The 14735-nt window shown below is 72.1% G+C and carries 18 protein-coding genes; 6 read left to right on the top strand and 12 right to left on the bottom strand.

The features are described from left to right. The first annotated feature begins 75 nt into the window (after positions 1–75). Positions 76–1077, top strand: a complete 1002-nt coding sequence (locus JL106_RS19530; RefSeq protein WP_205262450.1) for a 2-hydroxyacid dehydrogenase — start codon at positions 76–78, stop codon at positions 1075–1077. On the opposite strand, the gene JL106_RS19525 is transcribed toward JL106_RS19530, so the two are convergent. The 3 genes from JL106_RS19525 to JL106_RS19515 are packed head-to-tail and all read right to left on the bottom strand — an operon-like array spanning position 1074 to position 2442. Continuing rightward, positions 1074–1442 carry a hypothetical protein gene (locus JL106_RS19525; RefSeq protein ID WP_205262449.1) on the bottom strand — a complete coding sequence of 123 codons (369 nt, stop codon included), beginning with the start codon at positions 1440–1442 and terminating at the stop codon, positions 1074–1076. The genes JL106_RS19530 and JL106_RS19525 overlap by 4 nt on opposite strands. Next, positions 1379–1678, bottom strand: coding sequence for a hypothetical protein (locus JL106_RS19520; RefSeq protein ID WP_205262448.1), 300 nt, complete (start codon positions 1676–1678; stop codon positions 1379–1381). Before JL106_RS19520 ends, JL106_RS19525 begins: the two co-directional genes overlap by 64 nt. A 50-nt stretch (positions 1679–1728) precedes the next feature. Further along, positions 1729–2442, bottom strand: a complete 714-nt coding sequence (locus tag JL106_RS19515) for a TIGR00266 family protein (protein ID WP_205262447.1) — start codon at positions 2440–2442, stop codon at positions 1729–1731. Positions 2443–2499: 57 nt separating this feature from the next. Here JL106_RS19515 and JL106_RS19510 point away from each other — a divergent pair, with 57 nt between their 5' ends. Together JL106_RS19510 and JL106_RS21790 are read left to right on the top strand one after the other, a co-directional pair. Next, positions 2500–3699, top strand: a complete 1200-nt coding sequence (locus JL106_RS19510; protein ID WP_205262446.1) for a winged helix DNA-binding domain-containing protein — start codon at positions 2500–2502, stop codon at positions 3697–3699. A 31-nt stretch (positions 3700–3730) separates the two neighbouring features. Further along, positions 3731–4093 (top strand): DUF427 domain-containing protein, encoded by a 363-nt coding sequence (locus JL106_RS21790; protein WP_328842598.1) that lies wholly within the window; start codon positions 3731–3733, stop codon positions 4091–4093. Positions 4094–4110: 17 nt separating this feature from the next. Here the strand turns inward: JL106_RS21790 and JL106_RS19500 are convergent, their stop codons facing one another. The 5 genes from JL106_RS19500 to JL106_RS19480 form a co-directional block, all read right to left on the bottom strand. Continuing rightward, the gene (locus JL106_RS19500; RefSeq protein WP_205262444.1) at positions 4111–5643 is read right to left on the bottom strand and encodes an MFS transporter; all 1533 of its coding nucleotides are present in this window, start codon (positions 5641–5643) and stop codon (positions 4111–4113) included. Between the two features lie 81 nt (positions 5644–5724). Beyond that, the gene (locus JL106_RS19495; protein WP_205262443.1) at positions 5725–5865 is read right to left on the bottom strand and encodes a hypothetical protein; all 141 of its coding nucleotides are present in this window, start codon (positions 5863–5865) and stop codon (positions 5725–5727) included. A 186-nt stretch (positions 5866–6051) separates the two neighbouring features. Next, positions 6052–6486 carry a VOC family protein gene (locus tag JL106_RS19490; RefSeq protein ID WP_205262442.1) on the bottom strand — a complete coding sequence of 145 codons (435 nt, stop codon included), beginning with the start codon at positions 6484–6486 and terminating at the stop codon, positions 6052–6054. A gap of 108 nt (positions 6487–6594) precedes the next feature. Then, a complete protein-coding gene (locus JL106_RS19485; RefSeq protein WP_205262441.1) occupies positions 6595–7314 on the bottom strand; it encodes an ABC transporter permease in 720 nt (239 codons plus the stop codon). A gap of 49 nt (positions 7315–7363) precedes the next feature. Further along, positions 7364–8257, bottom strand: coding sequence for an ABC transporter ATP-binding protein (locus JL106_RS19480; protein ID WP_205262440.1), 894 nt, complete (start codon positions 8255–8257; stop codon positions 7364–7366). 224 nt (positions 8258–8481) lie between these two features. On the opposite strand from JL106_RS19480, the gene JL106_RS19475 reads away from it, so the two are divergent. Further along, positions 8482–9063 (top strand): TetR/AcrR family transcriptional regulator, encoded by a 582-nt coding sequence (locus JL106_RS19475; RefSeq protein ID WP_205262439.1) that lies wholly within the window; start codon positions 8482–8484, stop codon positions 9061–9063. Between the two features lie 7 nt (positions 9064–9070). Here JL106_RS19475 and JL106_RS19470 read toward each other — a convergent pair whose 3' ends face one another. The 4 genes from JL106_RS19470 to JL106_RS19455 form a co-directional block, all read right to left on the bottom strand. Next, positions 9071–10450 (bottom strand): FAD-binding oxidoreductase, encoded by a 1380-nt coding sequence (locus tag JL106_RS19470; protein WP_205262438.1) that lies wholly within the window; start codon positions 10448–10450, stop codon positions 9071–9073. A 4-nt stretch (positions 10451–10454) separates the two neighbouring features. Continuing rightward, positions 10455–10946 carry a helix-turn-helix transcriptional regulator gene (locus tag JL106_RS19465; RefSeq protein ID WP_407940213.1) on the bottom strand — a complete coding sequence of 164 codons (492 nt, stop codon included), beginning with the start codon at positions 10944–10946 and terminating at the stop codon, positions 10455–10457. A 62-nt stretch (positions 10947–11008) separates the two neighbouring features. Continuing rightward, complete coding sequence (locus JL106_RS19460; protein ID WP_205262436.1) at positions 11009–11581, bottom strand: adenylate kinase; 573 nt, start codon at positions 11579–11581, stop codon at positions 11009–11011. 430 nt (positions 11582–12011) lie between these two features. After that, a complete protein-coding gene (locus JL106_RS19455) occupies positions 12012–12185 on the bottom strand; it encodes a VOC family protein (RefSeq protein ID WP_205262435.1) in 174 nt (57 codons plus the stop codon). Positions 12186–12199: 14 nt separating this feature from the next. Here JL106_RS19455 and JL106_RS19450 point away from each other — a divergent pair, with 14 nt between their 5' ends. Next, a complete protein-coding gene (locus tag JL106_RS19450; protein WP_205262434.1) occupies positions 12200–12493 on the top strand; it encodes a phosphatase PAP2 family protein in 294 nt (97 codons plus the stop codon). Positions 12494–12816: 323 nt separating this feature from the next. After that, on the top strand, positions 12817–14703 hold the full coding sequence (dnaK, locus tag JL106_RS19445) for a molecular chaperone DnaK (RefSeq protein ID WP_205262433.1): 1887 nt from the start codon (positions 12817–12819) through the stop codon (positions 14701–14703). Positions 14704–14735 lie beyond the last annotated feature (32 nt).

The following is a 14735-nucleotide window of genomic DNA, read 5'->3' as shown; positions in this document are numbered from 1 at the left end:
GTGTGGCCGGCTGGTCCGGTCCAGCAGTCCGGGGCGGCGGCGGAGCGCAGGTCGGTGGCCGGGGAGGATGTCGCGATGACCTCAGCCGATCACCCGCGCGTCCTCGTCCTCACCCCGCCTGCGGACGGCCTGCGCGAGACGTTGGGCCGGCACCTGGACGACGTGGCCGACGTACGGATGCTGCCGGACCGCGACCCGGCCACCTTCCACCGGGAGCTGGCTGAGGCCGACGTCGTCATCGGCGACTGGACCGGTCAGTTCTGGCTGGCGGCGGCCGAGGCTGCGATCGGCACCCGGGTGCGGTTCGTCCAGCAGCCCAGCGCCGGGGTCGACACCATCGACCTGGCCGCCTGGGCGGAGCGGTCGGTGCCGGTGGCCAACTGCGCCGGCGCGAACGCGCAGTCGGTCGCCGAGTGGGCGGTCGGGGCGGCCCTGGCCCTGGAGCGACGGTTCCTGCCGCTGCACCAACGGATGGTCGAGGGGGGCTGGCCGGCGGAGTCGGCCCGGGGCATCGTCGACGTCGCGGCCCGCCGGGTCGGCATCATCGGCATGGGGGCGATCGGCCGCCGCATCGGCGAGATCTTCGCCGCCATCGGGTCACCGGTCGCGTTCTGGAACCGGTCGCCGCGGCTGGAGCTGCCGTGGCCGGCACGGTCGCTGCCCGAGCTCGCGGCGACCACCGACATCCTGGTGGTGGCCGTACCGCTGCAACCCGAGACGCGCGGGCTGGTCTCGGCGGACCTGCTGGCCTCGCTGCCGGCCGGGGCGGTGCTGGTCAACATCGCCCGCGGTCCGGTCGTCGACGAGCCCGCGCTCATCGCCGCCCTGCAGGACGGCCGGCTGGCCGGCGCGGGTCTGGACGTCTTCACCACCGAACCGCTCGAGACCGACTCGCCGTTGCGGACGCTGCCGAACGTGCTGCTGAACCCGCACGTGGCCGGCAGCAGCACCACCGCACTGGCCGCCGTGGTGCAGGCCACCGCGGAGAACGTTCGCCGCGCAGTGCTGGGCGAGCCGGTGCGCTGGGTGACGAACGGCGTGCCGGACCGGGTGGCGATCGGCGAGCAGTACTGCTAGCCGGGCTCGTCGTCGACCCGCCGGCCGGTCGGATCGTCGGTGATCGAATCCAGCGCGCGCAGCAGACCGTCGACGTCCGCGACGTCGTGGAAGGCATTGGCGTAGCTGGAGCGACTGAGCATCTCCATGCCGGAGTTCTCGGCCGGCAGCGAGTTGCCCCGCCACCAGCCGCCGGTGTCGTCCTCGGCCAGGCGGAGGCTGGCGTGGGTGTTGTCGCGCGATCGGCTGACGGTCAGCGGGGCGCGGCTGAGACGGTGCTCGGTGAGGGATCCGCGGCTGACGATCAGCGCCCGGGTCGGCGTCAGCCCGTACGCGGTGGCCCGCGGCGACGCGCCTTGTACAGGAACCGCCCGATCGCCATCCACAGCCCCATGACGATGAACACCGCGCCGAACGCCGCGAAGAACCACGGTGCGCCGCTCTGGGTGACGACCATGAATTCCCAGAAGCAGCCGAAGCCCAGGAAGACGATCGAGAAGGGAATCAGCACGGCGTCGGCCTTGGCGAACCGGCGCCTCGGATCCGGTCCGCCGGCCCAGAGCAGCCCGTCGGAGGGACGCAGGAACGGCTGCAGGGCAGCGCGGGCGGCGACCGGATCCATCGCGGCACCGTATCCGGATCGTCCGGTCCGATGATCACCGCGTTGGGGGATCAGCGGCCGAAGACGCCGCCCAGTCCGCCCTTGGGGTTGCTGCCGGGCGCCACCGATCCGGCCCACTGCGCGAACGCGGACGGGTTGCGGGTCTGCAGCAGCACCCGTCCCGGCCCGGTGAAGTCGAAGACCCAGCCCTCGCCGCTCTTCAGCGAGTTCAGGATGCCGGCCGCCGCCTTGCGCATCGAGAAGCGGATGTTGAGCTCGTAGGCCACCACGTGGCCGGTGTCGATGGTGACCTGCTGGCCGGGCTGCAGGTCGAAGACGTCGATGGCGCCGTACACGCTGACCACGGCGGGCCCGGATCCGTTGGCGCGCAACCCGAATCCGCCCTCACCGCCGAACAGGTTGGACATGCCGCCGAACTGGGTGTCGACGGTGACCGTCGAGGCGTTGGCGATCCAGTTGCCCTTGGCCAGGTAGTACGGCCGGTCCGGGGTGACGTCGATGACCGCGATGTCGCCGGGCAGCACCCCGGCCATGTCCAGCCAGCCGCCGTCGCCGGGCGCGGTGTAGGTGGTGACGAAGAACGACTCACCGGCCAGCACGGAGCGCTTGAGCCCGGCCATGATGCCGCCCTCGGACCGGGCCTCCAACGTCATGCCGGCGCTGTGCGCCATCATCGCGCCGCCTTCGAGCTTGATCTGCTCGTGCGGCGAGAGGAACGCCCGAGCGACGGTGAACGACGGACTGTGCCGGAGTTGGACCTGCATGATCGAACGGTATCGGGCCGTGCGCGGCCTGTCCGGACCCGATGGTGGGATGGGCGGGTGCAGCGGATCACCCCGGAGCAGCGACGTCGCCGCTTGGCCGTCCGGCACCGGCTGGCCGTCCGCGCGGCCGACCCGGTGCAGGCGGCGCGCGCGGTGGTCGCGCTGCACGCCACCGACCCGGCCAGCGTGCACGTCAGCGTGCAGGCCCGGACCGGGCTGCCGGTGGCCGCGACCGAGGCCGTGCTGTATGCCGACCGGGCGCTGGTCCGGATGCTCGGCATCCGGCGCACCGTGTTCGTGGTGCCGACAGACCTGGTCCCGGTCATGCAGGCCGCGGCCACCGACGCGGTCGCGGTGACCCAGCGCAAGCGCTACCAGCAGCTCATCGCCGACGGCGGCGGTGGCGACGGAGCCTGGTTGCGCGCGGTGGAGGCGGACACGCTGGCCGCGCTCACTGACCTGGGGACGGCCACCGGCGCCCAACTCTCGGCCCGGGTGCCGGCGCTGCGCACCCGGATCATGGTCAACCCGGACAAGTCCTACGGCGGCCCGACCGGCATCACCACCTGGGTCCTGCTGCTGCTGTCCGCCGACGGGCACATCGTCCGCGGCCGGCCCCGGGGCAGCTGGGTGAGCAGCCAGTACGAGTGGGCACCGATGGCCGGATGGCTGCCGGCCGAGCCGGCGCCGTGGTCGAAGGCCGCGGCGCGGGCGGAGCTGGTGCGCCGGTACCTGGCCGCCTTCGGGCCGGCGACCGCGGACGACGTGCAGTGGTGGACGGGCTGGTCGGGTCGGGACACCACGGCGGCGCTGCGGGACGTGCAGCCGGTCGAGGTCGACCTCGGGCCCGGCGTCCGCGGCCTGGTGCTGGCCGACGACCTGGACGACGACCTGGACGACGACCTGGACGACGACATGGACGGCACCGCCGATCCCGGGTCCTCGGTCGCGCTGCTGCCGGCCCTGGACCCCACTCCGATGGGGTGGAAGCAGCGCGACTGGTTCCTCGGCCCGCACAGCGGAGCGTTGTTCGACCGGTTCGGCAACGTCGGGCCGACGGTGTGGGTGGACGGCCGGATCGTCGGCGGGTGGGGCCAACGACCGGATGGCACGGTCGCCGTGCGTCTGCTCGAGGACGTCGGGACCGTGGCCACCGCTGCGATGGAGGCCGAGCGGGAGCGACTCACCGAGTGGTTCGCCGGCATCCGGATCACCCCTCGGTTCCGGACGCCGCTGGAGCGGGAGCTGTCCGGGTGAGCGCCCCGATCAGGGGTGCATCGGCCCGTCGGTGACGACCTGCCCGGCCGGATCGCGGATCTCGAAGCGGGCGGCGTCCGCCGGTGGCGACGGTGCCTCTGGAACAGTCCCCCCGGCGCATCCTGGTGCGGTCCGGCGGCGAGGTCGTCGCCGGACCAGCGCCGCCGTCCGGGTGCTGGATACCGGCCATCCGCCGACCTGGTCCCTGCCCCACGAGGACGTCCGCGTCGCACTGCGACGGTCGTCGGCGGGCCCGACGGTCTGCGAGTGGAAGGGGGTCGCGACCTCCTGGGACGAGCCGGGCGCCGACGGCGCGCTGCTGCCCGCGGCGGCCGGGAGCGACGAGCGGCCGACGGAGCCGTTCAAGGGCGGGCCGGGCACGTTGGGCTGGTGATGCCGTCGGCCGCGGCGTCAGTCCGCAGGGGCGGGAGCGTGGTCCGCGGACCGCTCGGGCTCGGACGGGTCGGTCCGGTGCCGCCGGTCGACCAGGATGTCGATCAGCGCGATGACCAGGGCCAGCACCACGAAGCCGATGCCGATGAAGAGGCCGACCTGCAGGGCGGCGGCGTAGTCGCCCCGGGTGTCATCGACGCGGGCGTAGAACATCGACCCGACCGCAGCGATGCCCACCGCGGCGCCGACCCGCTGCCCGACCTGGATGAGGCCGCCGGCGGTACCGCCGCGTTCCACCGGAACCTGCGACAGCGTCAGCGACTGGTTCGGCGAGATGACCATCCCGGATCCCAGCCCGGCCACGACGAGCGGAGCCACCAGCCACCATCCGGTCGACGGCGACGAGTCGGCCAGGTGCACGGCCAGGATGATGCCGAGGTCGCCGATGAGCACCAGGGTCAGGCCGATCGCGACCAGCGGACGACCGAAGCGGAACACGAACCGTCCGGCCACCGCGGCCATCACCCCGGAGGCGATGGCGAACGGCGCGGTGGTCACCCCGGCCAGGAGCGCCGAGTAGCCCAGACCGAACTGCAGCAGCAGGGTGAGCACGAAGAACAGTGGCGTGAAGCCGGCGAAGTAGGCCGTGATCATGCCGCTGCCGAAGGAGAAGGAACGGACCTTGTACAGGCCGAGGTCGACGAGCGGCTCTCGGCCGCCGGCCCGGTACCGCCGCTCCCAGAGCACGAAGCCGACGCCGAGGGCGGCCGCGGCCGGGACCAGCCACCACTTGGCCGACCCGGTCCACTGCTGCTCCTGCACGAACGGCAGCAGCAGCACGACCACGGTGACGCCGAGCAGCACGACGCCGACCGGGTCGTAGGACTGGCGACCCCGGCGCGCCTCGGACGGGTGGCGCGGCAGCAGGCGGCGGGCGATGGGCAGGATCGCCAGTCCGATCGGCAGGTTCACGAAGAACACCCAGCGCCACCCGTTGGTGTCGCCGAACGCCTGGATGAGCAGGCCGCCGATGAGTGGGCCGATCGCGGTGGACACGCCGATCACCGACCCCAGCAGTCCGAACGCCCGGGCCCGCTCCTTGCCCGGGAACATCTGCTGGATCAGCGCGCTCACCTGCGGGGTGATCATGCCGCCGGCGAAACCCTGCACGAGCCGGGCCAGCACCAGCCAGATCGCGGACTGCGCCGCCCCGCACAACGCGCTGGCCGCGGTGAACGCGGCCACGCCGATCAGGAACATCCGCCGGCGGCCGAGGACGTCACCGAGTCGGCCCGCCGGCACCAGCAGCAACCCGAACGCCAGCGCGTACCCCGAGAGCACCCACTGGATCTGCGAACCGGACGCGTCCAGTCCCTCGGTGATCGACCGCAGGGCCACGTTCACGATCGAGACATCCAGCAGCACCATGCAGCTGCCGACCAGGCAGACGGCCAGGGCGCGCCACCGGTTCCGATCGGGTGACTGGTCGCCGCGGTCCGGCGGACGGGGGCCGTCCGAGGCGCCGGCGGTGGGGTGCTGCGGTGCATTCACCCGGTCATGGTGCCCACCCCGCGGCTGGTCCACGCACCGCCGCGATCACGGCCTGACCTCTGACGATGTACGGAGTTCCGCTCACTCGAACCAGGTGCTCGGCGGGTACTGCTGCGCGAACTGGTGGCCGTAGTACCCACCGACGGCGTCGCCCAGCAGGACGCCGGCGAGCATGCGGGCGGCGTCCCTGAGCGTGTCGAAGAAGCTGCCGGACACCGGCATCGGCGCCAGCGCGCGACCTGGCGGCCGTCGCACCGGCGGCCGGAACCGGCACGGTGCCGCCACCCGAGCCGCCCCGTCGACCGGGCACCACCGTGCGAGCACCTGGGCGCTCCACCTCGACGGTGCCCGGCACCACTGGACACCCGGGCCGGGTCGGACGCAAGACCCCACTTGCGACAGGCGATCTCAAGCGTGCGGGAAGTCCTCGCCGCGGTAGTCGTGCTGTTCGACCAGCACGATCCAGTTGCCGGAGTTGTCCCGCATCACCGCTTCCACCCCGTACGGGCGGTCCGACGGTGGCTGCACGAACTCGACCCCGGCGGCGCTGAGGGCGGCGTGGTCACCGCGGCAGTCGTCGGTGGTCAGGCCGAACCCGCCCATGGTCCCGGCGGCCAGCGACCGGCCGACCGCCTCGGCCAGGCCCGGGTCCAGCGGCGGTCCCGGGACCATCAGGGTGACCTGCAGTTCGGGGTGCTTCGGGTGGTGGATGGTGACCCAGCGGAAGCCGTCGCCCATCGAGACGTCGGTGCCCTCGACGAAGCCGAGGTGCTCGGTGTAGAAGCGCTTGGCCGCGTCCTGGTCGGTGACCCACAGGGTGATGAGGGAGACGTTGGTGATCATGCCGACGACGCTAGGGGCGCGGCCCGGTCGGTGCTTCTCCAGAATTGCGCGGATGGTGCCGCGGGGGGTCAGCGCCGTGGGTCAGCGGCGTGGGTCAGTGCGCTGGGGTCAGCGCCGCGGCTCCCAGCGGAAGATCCGGGCGGCCAGGGCGATCGCGACGACGACCCAGGCCAGCGTGGGCGCCAGCAGCAGCAGCGACTCGGTGAGCGGGACGCCGCCGTTCCACGCGTTCGACACCAGCTCGGTGGCGGCGCCGCCCGGCAGCAGCCGCTTCAGCAGGGTCAGCTCCTCCGTGCCGGCGATGCCCACCCAGCTGGCCACGGCGATGACGCCCAGGCTGATCGGCAGGGTCGTCACCTGTGCGTGCTCCGGTGAGTTGGTCACCCCGGCCGTGGCCAGGGCCAGGCCGATCATCATCACCACCGTCGCGATCAGACCGGCGGCGAGCAGCGCGATGTCGGCCGGCGTGGTGGTCACCACCGCCAGCACGACCAGGATGGCGACGATCTGGACGGCCGCGATCACGGTCACCGGCAGCAGCAGACCGGACAGGATGCCGGCGTCGCTCGCCGCGGTGGACCGCAGTCGCTTGAGGAACAGGTTCTGCCGGCGGGAGGCCAGGGTGGTGACCGCCGTCGTGTACAGGCCGAAGGCCAGCACGGTGAACATCACGATGGCGGCGATGTAGCCGAGACTGCCAAGTTGGGTGAAGGTCTCGTGCTGATAGATGAAGAACGCGCTGACCGCGACCGGCATCACCAGGCTGGTCACCAGCACCAGCCGGTTGCGGAAGATCTGGATCAGTTCACTCGAGGCGATGGACAGCACCGGAACTCCTCTGGCGTGGCGGGTGGGGATCGGACGTCGGGCCGGGGCCTCAGGCGGAGACGGCGCGGAAGACGTCGTCGAGCCGGGTCGGCCCGGCGTCGAGCTGCTGCAGTTCGATGTCGTTGGCTCGCGCCCAGGTCAGCAGGGTCAGCAGATCGCCCTGCAGGTCGAAGGTCTCGACCAGGAGGCGGCCGTCGGGCTGCCGGGTGGCGGCCACCGGCACCTGCACGGGGCCGGCCGTCGTCGTGCCCGGCAGGGCGAATCGGATCGATGCGGGCAGCGTCGCGGTCAACTCCGCGACGGTGCCTTCGCGGATCAGCGCGCCCTGGTGCATCAGCCCGATCCGGTCGGCGCGCTGCTGGGCCTCCTCCAGGTAGTGGGTGGTGAGCACCACGGTCGAGCCGTGCTCGCGGAGCCGGTCCACCGACGCCCACAGATCGTCGCGCGAGGTGATGTCCAGCCCGGTGGTCGGTTCGTCCAGGACGACCAGCTCGGGCGTGCCCCAGACGGCGGTCGCGAAGTCCAGCCGCCGCTTCTCGCCGCCGGAGAGCTGGGCGACCCGGGTGCGGGCCCTGGTCGTCAGGCCGACGACGTCGAGCACCCGCTCGACGACGTCGGTGCGGCCACTGAGCGTCCCGATCAGGCCGACCGACTCGCGCACCGTCAGATCGGGGGAGAACCCGCTCTCCTGCAACATCACGCCGATCCGCGGTCGGACGGCGCGCCGGTCGCGCGGGCTCTCACCGAACACCCGGACGGTGCCGGAGGTGGCGTCCCGGTGGCCCTCGATGATCTCCAGGGTCGAGGTCTTGCCGGCGCCGTTGGTGCCGAGCAGGGCGTAGAGCTCGCCCCGCCGCACCTGGAAGGACAGATCACGGACGGCGTGGAAGTCGCCGTACTGCAGGTTCAGGTGCTCGACGTCGATGACCGCAGTCGTGGACATGTGCGCCTCTCGGATCGGTGGCGGTGGCGGTGGCGGTGGCGGTGGCGGTGGCGGTGGCGGTGGCGGTGGCGGCGGTGGCGGTGGCGGGTGGCGGTCGTCGCCCGCGGCTGCCGTTGGTACGGCGTACCAACGCCGTACCCGAAGTTAGCACAGTGTGCCAGCACAGCGTGCCAGCACAGTGTGCCGCTAGGGTGGGCCGGTCAGCAGGGGACGGGAGGAACGGCGTGGGCGACCGGCGGACACAGATCATCGAGGCGGCACAGTCGCTGCTGGCCGAGGGGGACGGCACGCTGAGCGTCCGATCGGTGGCGGCGCGGGCCGGGTTGGGGGCCAGCACCCTGCGGCACTACTTCCCGACCCAGCGCGACCTGTTCCGCGCCGTCTTCGACGCCGGCGCGGACGGCTTGATCAGTGACTTCCGCATCCGGGACCGCTCGGTGCCGGCCGACGAGCGACTGCGGGAGTGCCTGGAGCAGCTGCTCCCGCCCCTGCAGTCGGACGACTCGAGCAACCCGAGCTGGATCATCCTGCTGGCCGACATCCTCCGGCCGGGTGGTCCGGAGGCCGGCCGGACGGCATGGGGCGCCGCGGCCACCCGGGCCCGGGAACGCGGTACGACCTGGCTGGAGCTGTTGCGCGAGGAGGGCGTGCTGGCCGAGGGGTCGGTGCGTGGGCACACCGACTTCCTGCTCACCGTGGTCGACGGGATCTCCGTCTCGCGCGCCGTGCCGTTCGAGCGGCTCGACCCGGACCAGGAGCGCGGCGTGCTGGACACCGCGATCCGCAGCGTGCTGCGGACGCCCTGACCCCGGCTCAGGCCGGCAGGATCACGCCCGGGTTGAACAGGCGCTGCGGATCGAGGGCGTCCTTGACCTTGCGGGTCAGCTCCATGACGTCGGCGCCGACCTGATCGGCCAGCCAGGGCTGCTTGAGTCGCCCGACGCCGTGCTCGCCGGTGATGGTGCCGCCGAGACCGATGGCCAGGTCCATGATCTCGCCGAACGCCAGGTGGGCCCTCGCCGTTTCGTCGGCATCGGCCGGATCGAACAGGATGAGCGGGTGGGTGTTGCCGTCGCCGGCGTGCGCGACGACCGCGATGGTCAGTCGTCGGTCCTCGGCGATGGTCGCCACGCCGTCGACCAACTGCGGCAGCAGCGGCAGTGGGACGCCGACGTCCTCGAGCAGCAGCCGGCCCTTGCGTTCCACGGCCGGGATCACCGCCCGGCGGGCGACCACGAACGCGGCGCCCTCCTCCGGGTCGTCGGTGCTGACCACCTCGGTGGCACCGGCCGCCGCGCACGCCGCCTCCATGACCGCGACCTCGGCCGCTCCGACCGGCTGGGCGGCGTCGCTCTGGGCGACCAGCATCCCGCCCGCGGCGCGGTCCAGGCCCATCCGCAGCACGTCCTCGACCGCGTTGATGCAGGCGTTGTCCATGAACTCGAGCATCGACGGGCGGATCGATGCGGTGATCGTCAGGACGGCGGTGGTGGCCGCGGCGGCCGTCGGGAAGGTGGCGACCAGAGTGCTCGGCGGGGCCGGCGCCGGGAGCAGCCGCACCGTCACCTCGGTGACGATGCCGAGTGCGCCCTCGCTGCCGACGAACAGCTTGACCAGGGACAGCCCGGCGACGTCCTTGATCCGCGGGCCGCCCAGGCGCACCGCGGTGCCGTCGGCCAGCACCACCTGCAGGCCCATCACGTAGTCGGTGGTGACGCCGTGCTTGACGCAGCACAGGCCACCCGCGTTGGTGGCGACGTTGCCGCCGACGGAACAGATCTCGAACGACGACGGGTCCGGCGGGTACCACAGGCCGTGCGCCGCGACGGCCTGCTTGAGTTCGGCGTTCAGCAGGCCGGGCTGCACCACGGCGACCCGGGTGACCGGATCGATGGACACCGCCCGCATGCGTTCGGTGGTGATGACGATGGCCCCGTCGCGGGCGGTGGCGCCGCCGGACAGACCGGAGCCGGCGCCGCGGGTGATCACGTGCACACCGTGCCGGGCGGCCCACCGGACGGCCACCTGGACGTGCTCGGTGGACTCGGCCCGCACCACGGCCAGGGGCACGCCGGCGTCGGGGTCCATCGCCCGGTCCCACCGGTACTTGTCGGTCCGGACGGGATCGGTGACGACCACGTCGTCCGGCAGCGCGGCCACCAGGTCGAGCACCGGTGCGGCGACCTCGGTCATGTGCTCACCTCTCGTCCATCGGCCCGGTCGGCACGCGTCCGACGGGCGACGAGGACGGACCGGCGGCGTCGGACGGTGCGGGAGCAGTCTGGCACGGTCGGGCGGCGCGATCACTGAGCCCGTGCATGAGCACGAAACACCCGGGTATGACCGGGGCGCCGGAACGTGCCCAGCGAGCCTGGTACTCCGACGGGCTGGCCCCGACCAGGGTGCGGAACCTCGAGCTGAACGACCCGAGGCTGCGGTAGCCGACCGCGAAGCAGACCTCGGTCACCGTCAGGTTCGTGGCGCGCAGCAGGTCCTGGGCGCGTTCGATGCGGCGCTCGGTGAGCGCCGCCGCGGGCGTCCGGCCGTAGACCGAGGAGTAGCAGCGCAGGAAGTGGAACTTGGAGACCCCGGCGGCCCGGGCGAGCGCGGTCAGGTCGAGCTCCGCGGCGTACTCCCGGTCGATCAGGTCCCGCGCCCGCCGCAGGTGCGGCAGCAGGTCCCGCGGCACAGTCACGACGGCAGTCCGCCGTCGGGGTCCAGCCGCGATGCCGGCATGAGCGGTGCAGGCGGTCAGTGCCCGGCGGCCAGGGCGACCGGGTTGACGGACGCGAGCTTGGCCACGATCTGCTGGTGGATGAGCTCGACCGGGCCGACCCCGTCGACCGGGATGACCAGCGGGCCGTAGAAATCCAGCAGCGGCTGGGTGCTCTCCCGGTAGATGGCCAGGCGTCGGCGCAGCGACTCTTCCGTGTCATCGGACCGGCCACGCCGCAGCGCCCGCTCGATGAGCAGGTCCACCGGGGCGGTCAGCAGCACGACGGCATCCAGACCGGGTGTGCCCACCAGCCAGTGGTCGAGCCAGTCGGCCTGGGCCGGATTGCGCGGGAAGCCGTCCAGCAGGAACCCGGCCTGGGCGTCCGGCTGCCGCAACCGGTCGGCCAGCATGCCCTGGGTCACCACGTCCGGCACCAGCTCCCCGGCGTTCACCGCCGCCGCGGCCTCGCGACCCAGCGGGGTGTCGTCGGCGACGTTGGCGTGGAACAGGTCACCGGTGGAGATGTGCGGGACCCCCAGGTGCGGGGACAGCAGCCCGGCCTGGGTCCCCTTGCCGGCGCCCTGTGGGCCGAAGAACAGCAGTCGCATCGTCGTCGATGTCCTTTCCCGTCGGCTGCGGTGGCCGGCCGGGTGATCGACCCGCCGGGCGCACCGGATCATCGAAGGGTAGGGAGGGCGCCGCCGGTTGGATACGCCTGCGGGAGGTGGCCCGCGTTACACCACGCGCTGGTCGGCGCCGGTGGCGCCCCCTGGCTGCAGGTGAGACCGGCTGCTGGACAACGGAGCTCACCGAGGTGTTCGGCTCCGTCCACGGCATGTGTCCATCGCCACGGGGGGTGTTGGAACTTGTCGTCGGTTCGGCAGGACTGTTGTGAGCTGTCGGTTCGTGTGCGTTCCGGCCGAGCCGGGATGCGGTCGCCAGGTGGGCGGGACGCCCTCGCGGACGTGCCGACCGCCCGTGACGCGGACGCCGCCCGGTGATGGGCGGCAGCCTGCATCGCCCGGGGCATCGGGTCGCTCAGGACCCGGTGGTCTCCCAGAGCCCGACGATGGTGCCCTCGGAGTCCCGGAAGGAGGCGTGGCCCCCCATCCCGGGGATGGCGTCCGCGGGATGACGGTCCCACCGCCGTTCGGCCTCGATCTGGTTGAGCGCGTCGTCGATCCCGTCGACGTCGATGGTCAGGACCGGCACGGGCGTCTCCCTTCGTGCCCGCGGCCGCGGCCCGGCGCCTCGGTCGGTCACCGCGGACGACCGCCTGGCCGTCGGGTCGCTCGGCGAACGCGGTCGCGTTCACGACCGCGGCGGTGCTGGTCTCGCCGCGCCGGGACCTGCCGCTCGTCCCGGTCGCGGCGGCGGTGGCCTTCTCCCGGGTGCACGTCGGCGCCCACTGGGTCTCGGACGTCGTCGGCGGCGTGGCGCTGGGGGCGGCGGTGGGCGTCTGCGTGCACCTGGTGGCCCGGCGGACCCGTGGGGGCCGGCAGGTCGGGGTCCGGCCCTGAGTCCCGCGTCGCGGAGGCGGGGTGGGGTGGGGGCGGTCACCCATTCCGGTGGATCTCGGCCGACGGAAACATCGGGCGCAGCGGTGCGTTGTACCGGACAGCAAAGTTGAGCGGAGTCCACTCAAGAAGGTTTGACATCCCGGAGTCCGGGAGGCAACCTGAGCCAGGGGGACTCAACCGGCTCGACTTCAGGCCACCGCACCACCGGAGCACCACCGAAGACCACGACGCGCGTCCGCCCGAGCGGGCGCGCCCAGACAGACCACAGACAGAACCGACCGCCGAGGACATCCCGCCGGCGGATCACAGCAGGAGGAGAACGCATGTCCCGTGCCGTCGGTATCGACCTCGGTACCACCAACTCGGTCGTGTCCGTCCTGGAGGGCGGCGAGCCGACCGTCATCGCCAACGCCGAGGGCTCGCGCACCACCCCGTCCATCGTCGCCTTCGCCAAGAACGGCGAGGTGCTGGTCGGTGAGGTGGCCAAGCGTCAGGCGGTCACCAACGTCGACCGCACCATCCGGTCGGTCAAGCGCCACATGGGCACCACCTGGACCACCGAGAGCATCGACGGGAAGTCCTACACCGCGCAGGAGATCAGCGCGCGCGTGCTGGGCAAGCTCAAGCGCGACGCCGAGGCGTACCTGGGTGAGAACGTCGTCGACGCGGTCATCACCGTGCCGGCGTACTTCAACGACGCCCAGCGCCAGGCCACCAAGGAGGCCGGCGAGATCGCGGGCCTGAACGTGCTGCGCATCGTCAACGAGCCGACCGCGGCCGCCCTGGCCTACGGCCTGGACAAGGGCGAGAAGGAGCAGACCATCCTGGTCTTCGACCTCGGTGGCGGCACCTTCGACGTGTCGCTGCTGGAGATCGGCGACGGCGTCGTCGAGGTCAAGGCCACCGCCGGTGACAACCGGCTGGGCGGCGACGACTGGGACGAGCGCGTCGTGCAGTGGCTGGTCGACAAGTTCAAGAGCGCGCACGGCATCGACCTGACCAAGGACAAGATGGCCATGCAGCGGATCCGCGAGGCCGCCGAGAAGGCCAAGATCGAGCTGTCGTCGAGCCAGACCACCTCGATCAACCTGCCGTACATCACGGTCGACGGCGACAAGAACCCGCTGTTCCTGGACGAGTCGCTCTCCCGCGCCGAGTTCCAGCGGATCACCTCGGACCTGCTGGACCGCACCCGCAACCCGTTCCACCAGGTGATCAAGGACGCCGGCGTCAAGGTCGGCGACATCGACCACGTGGTGATGGTCGGCGGTTCCACCCGCATGCCAGCGGTGACCGATCTGGTCAAGGAGCTGACCGGTGGCAAGGAGCCGAACAAGGGCGTCAACCCGGACGAGGTCGTCGCGGTCGGCGCGGCCCTGCAGGCCGGTGTGCTGCGCGGTGAGGTCAAGGACGTCCTGCTGCTGGACGTGACCCCGCTGTCCCTGGGCATCGAGACCAAGGGCGGCATCATGACCAAGCTGATCGAGCGCAACACCACCATCCCGACCAAGCGCTCGGAGATCTTCACCACGGCCGAGGACAACCAGCCGTCGGTGCAGATCCAGGTGTTCCAGGGTGAGCGCGAGATCGCGGCCTACAACAAGAAGCTCGGCATGTTCGAGCTGACCGGGCTGCCGCCGGCCCCGCGCAACGTGCCGCAGATCGAGGTCACCTTCGACATCGACGCGAACGGCATCGTGCACGTGTCCGCCAAGGACCTGGGCACCGGCAAGGAGCAGTCGATGACGATCACGGGTGGCTCCGCGCTGCCCAAGGACGACATCGACCGCATGATGCGCGAGGCCGAGGCGCATGCCGACGAGGACAAGGCCCGTCGCGAGGAGGCCGAGGTCCGCAACCAGGCCGAGGCGCTGGTCTACCAGACCGAGAAGTTCCTCAAGGACAACGACGAGAAGCTGCCCGAGGAGCCCAAGGAGCGCACCAAGGCCTCGCTGACCAAGGTGCAGGACGCGCTCAAGGGCACCGACATCGCCGCCATCAAGTCGGCGGTCGAGGAGCTGGCCACCGAGTCGCAGCAGCTGGGATCCGCGCTGTACGCCCAGCAGCAGGCCGACCAGAACGCCGCGGGCGCCGAGGGCGCGGGTGCCGCCGGCGGCGCGACCGGCGGGAACGCTCCGGGCGGGAACTCCGGCGGCGCTGACGACGAGATCGTCGACGCCGAGATCGTGGACGAGGGCGACAAGAAGTGACCGGCCCGGCATCTGGACCCAGGCACCCGGAG

Origin of the sequence: Nakamurella leprariae, assembly GCF_016918035.1 — a bacterium.
Taxonomy (GTDB): Bacteria; Actinomycetota; Actinomycetes; order Mycobacteriales; family Nakamurellaceae; genus Nakamurella; species Nakamurella leprariae.
Note: the sequence above shows the minus strand (reverse complement) of the source record. Positions and strands in the feature narration are given on the sequence as shown.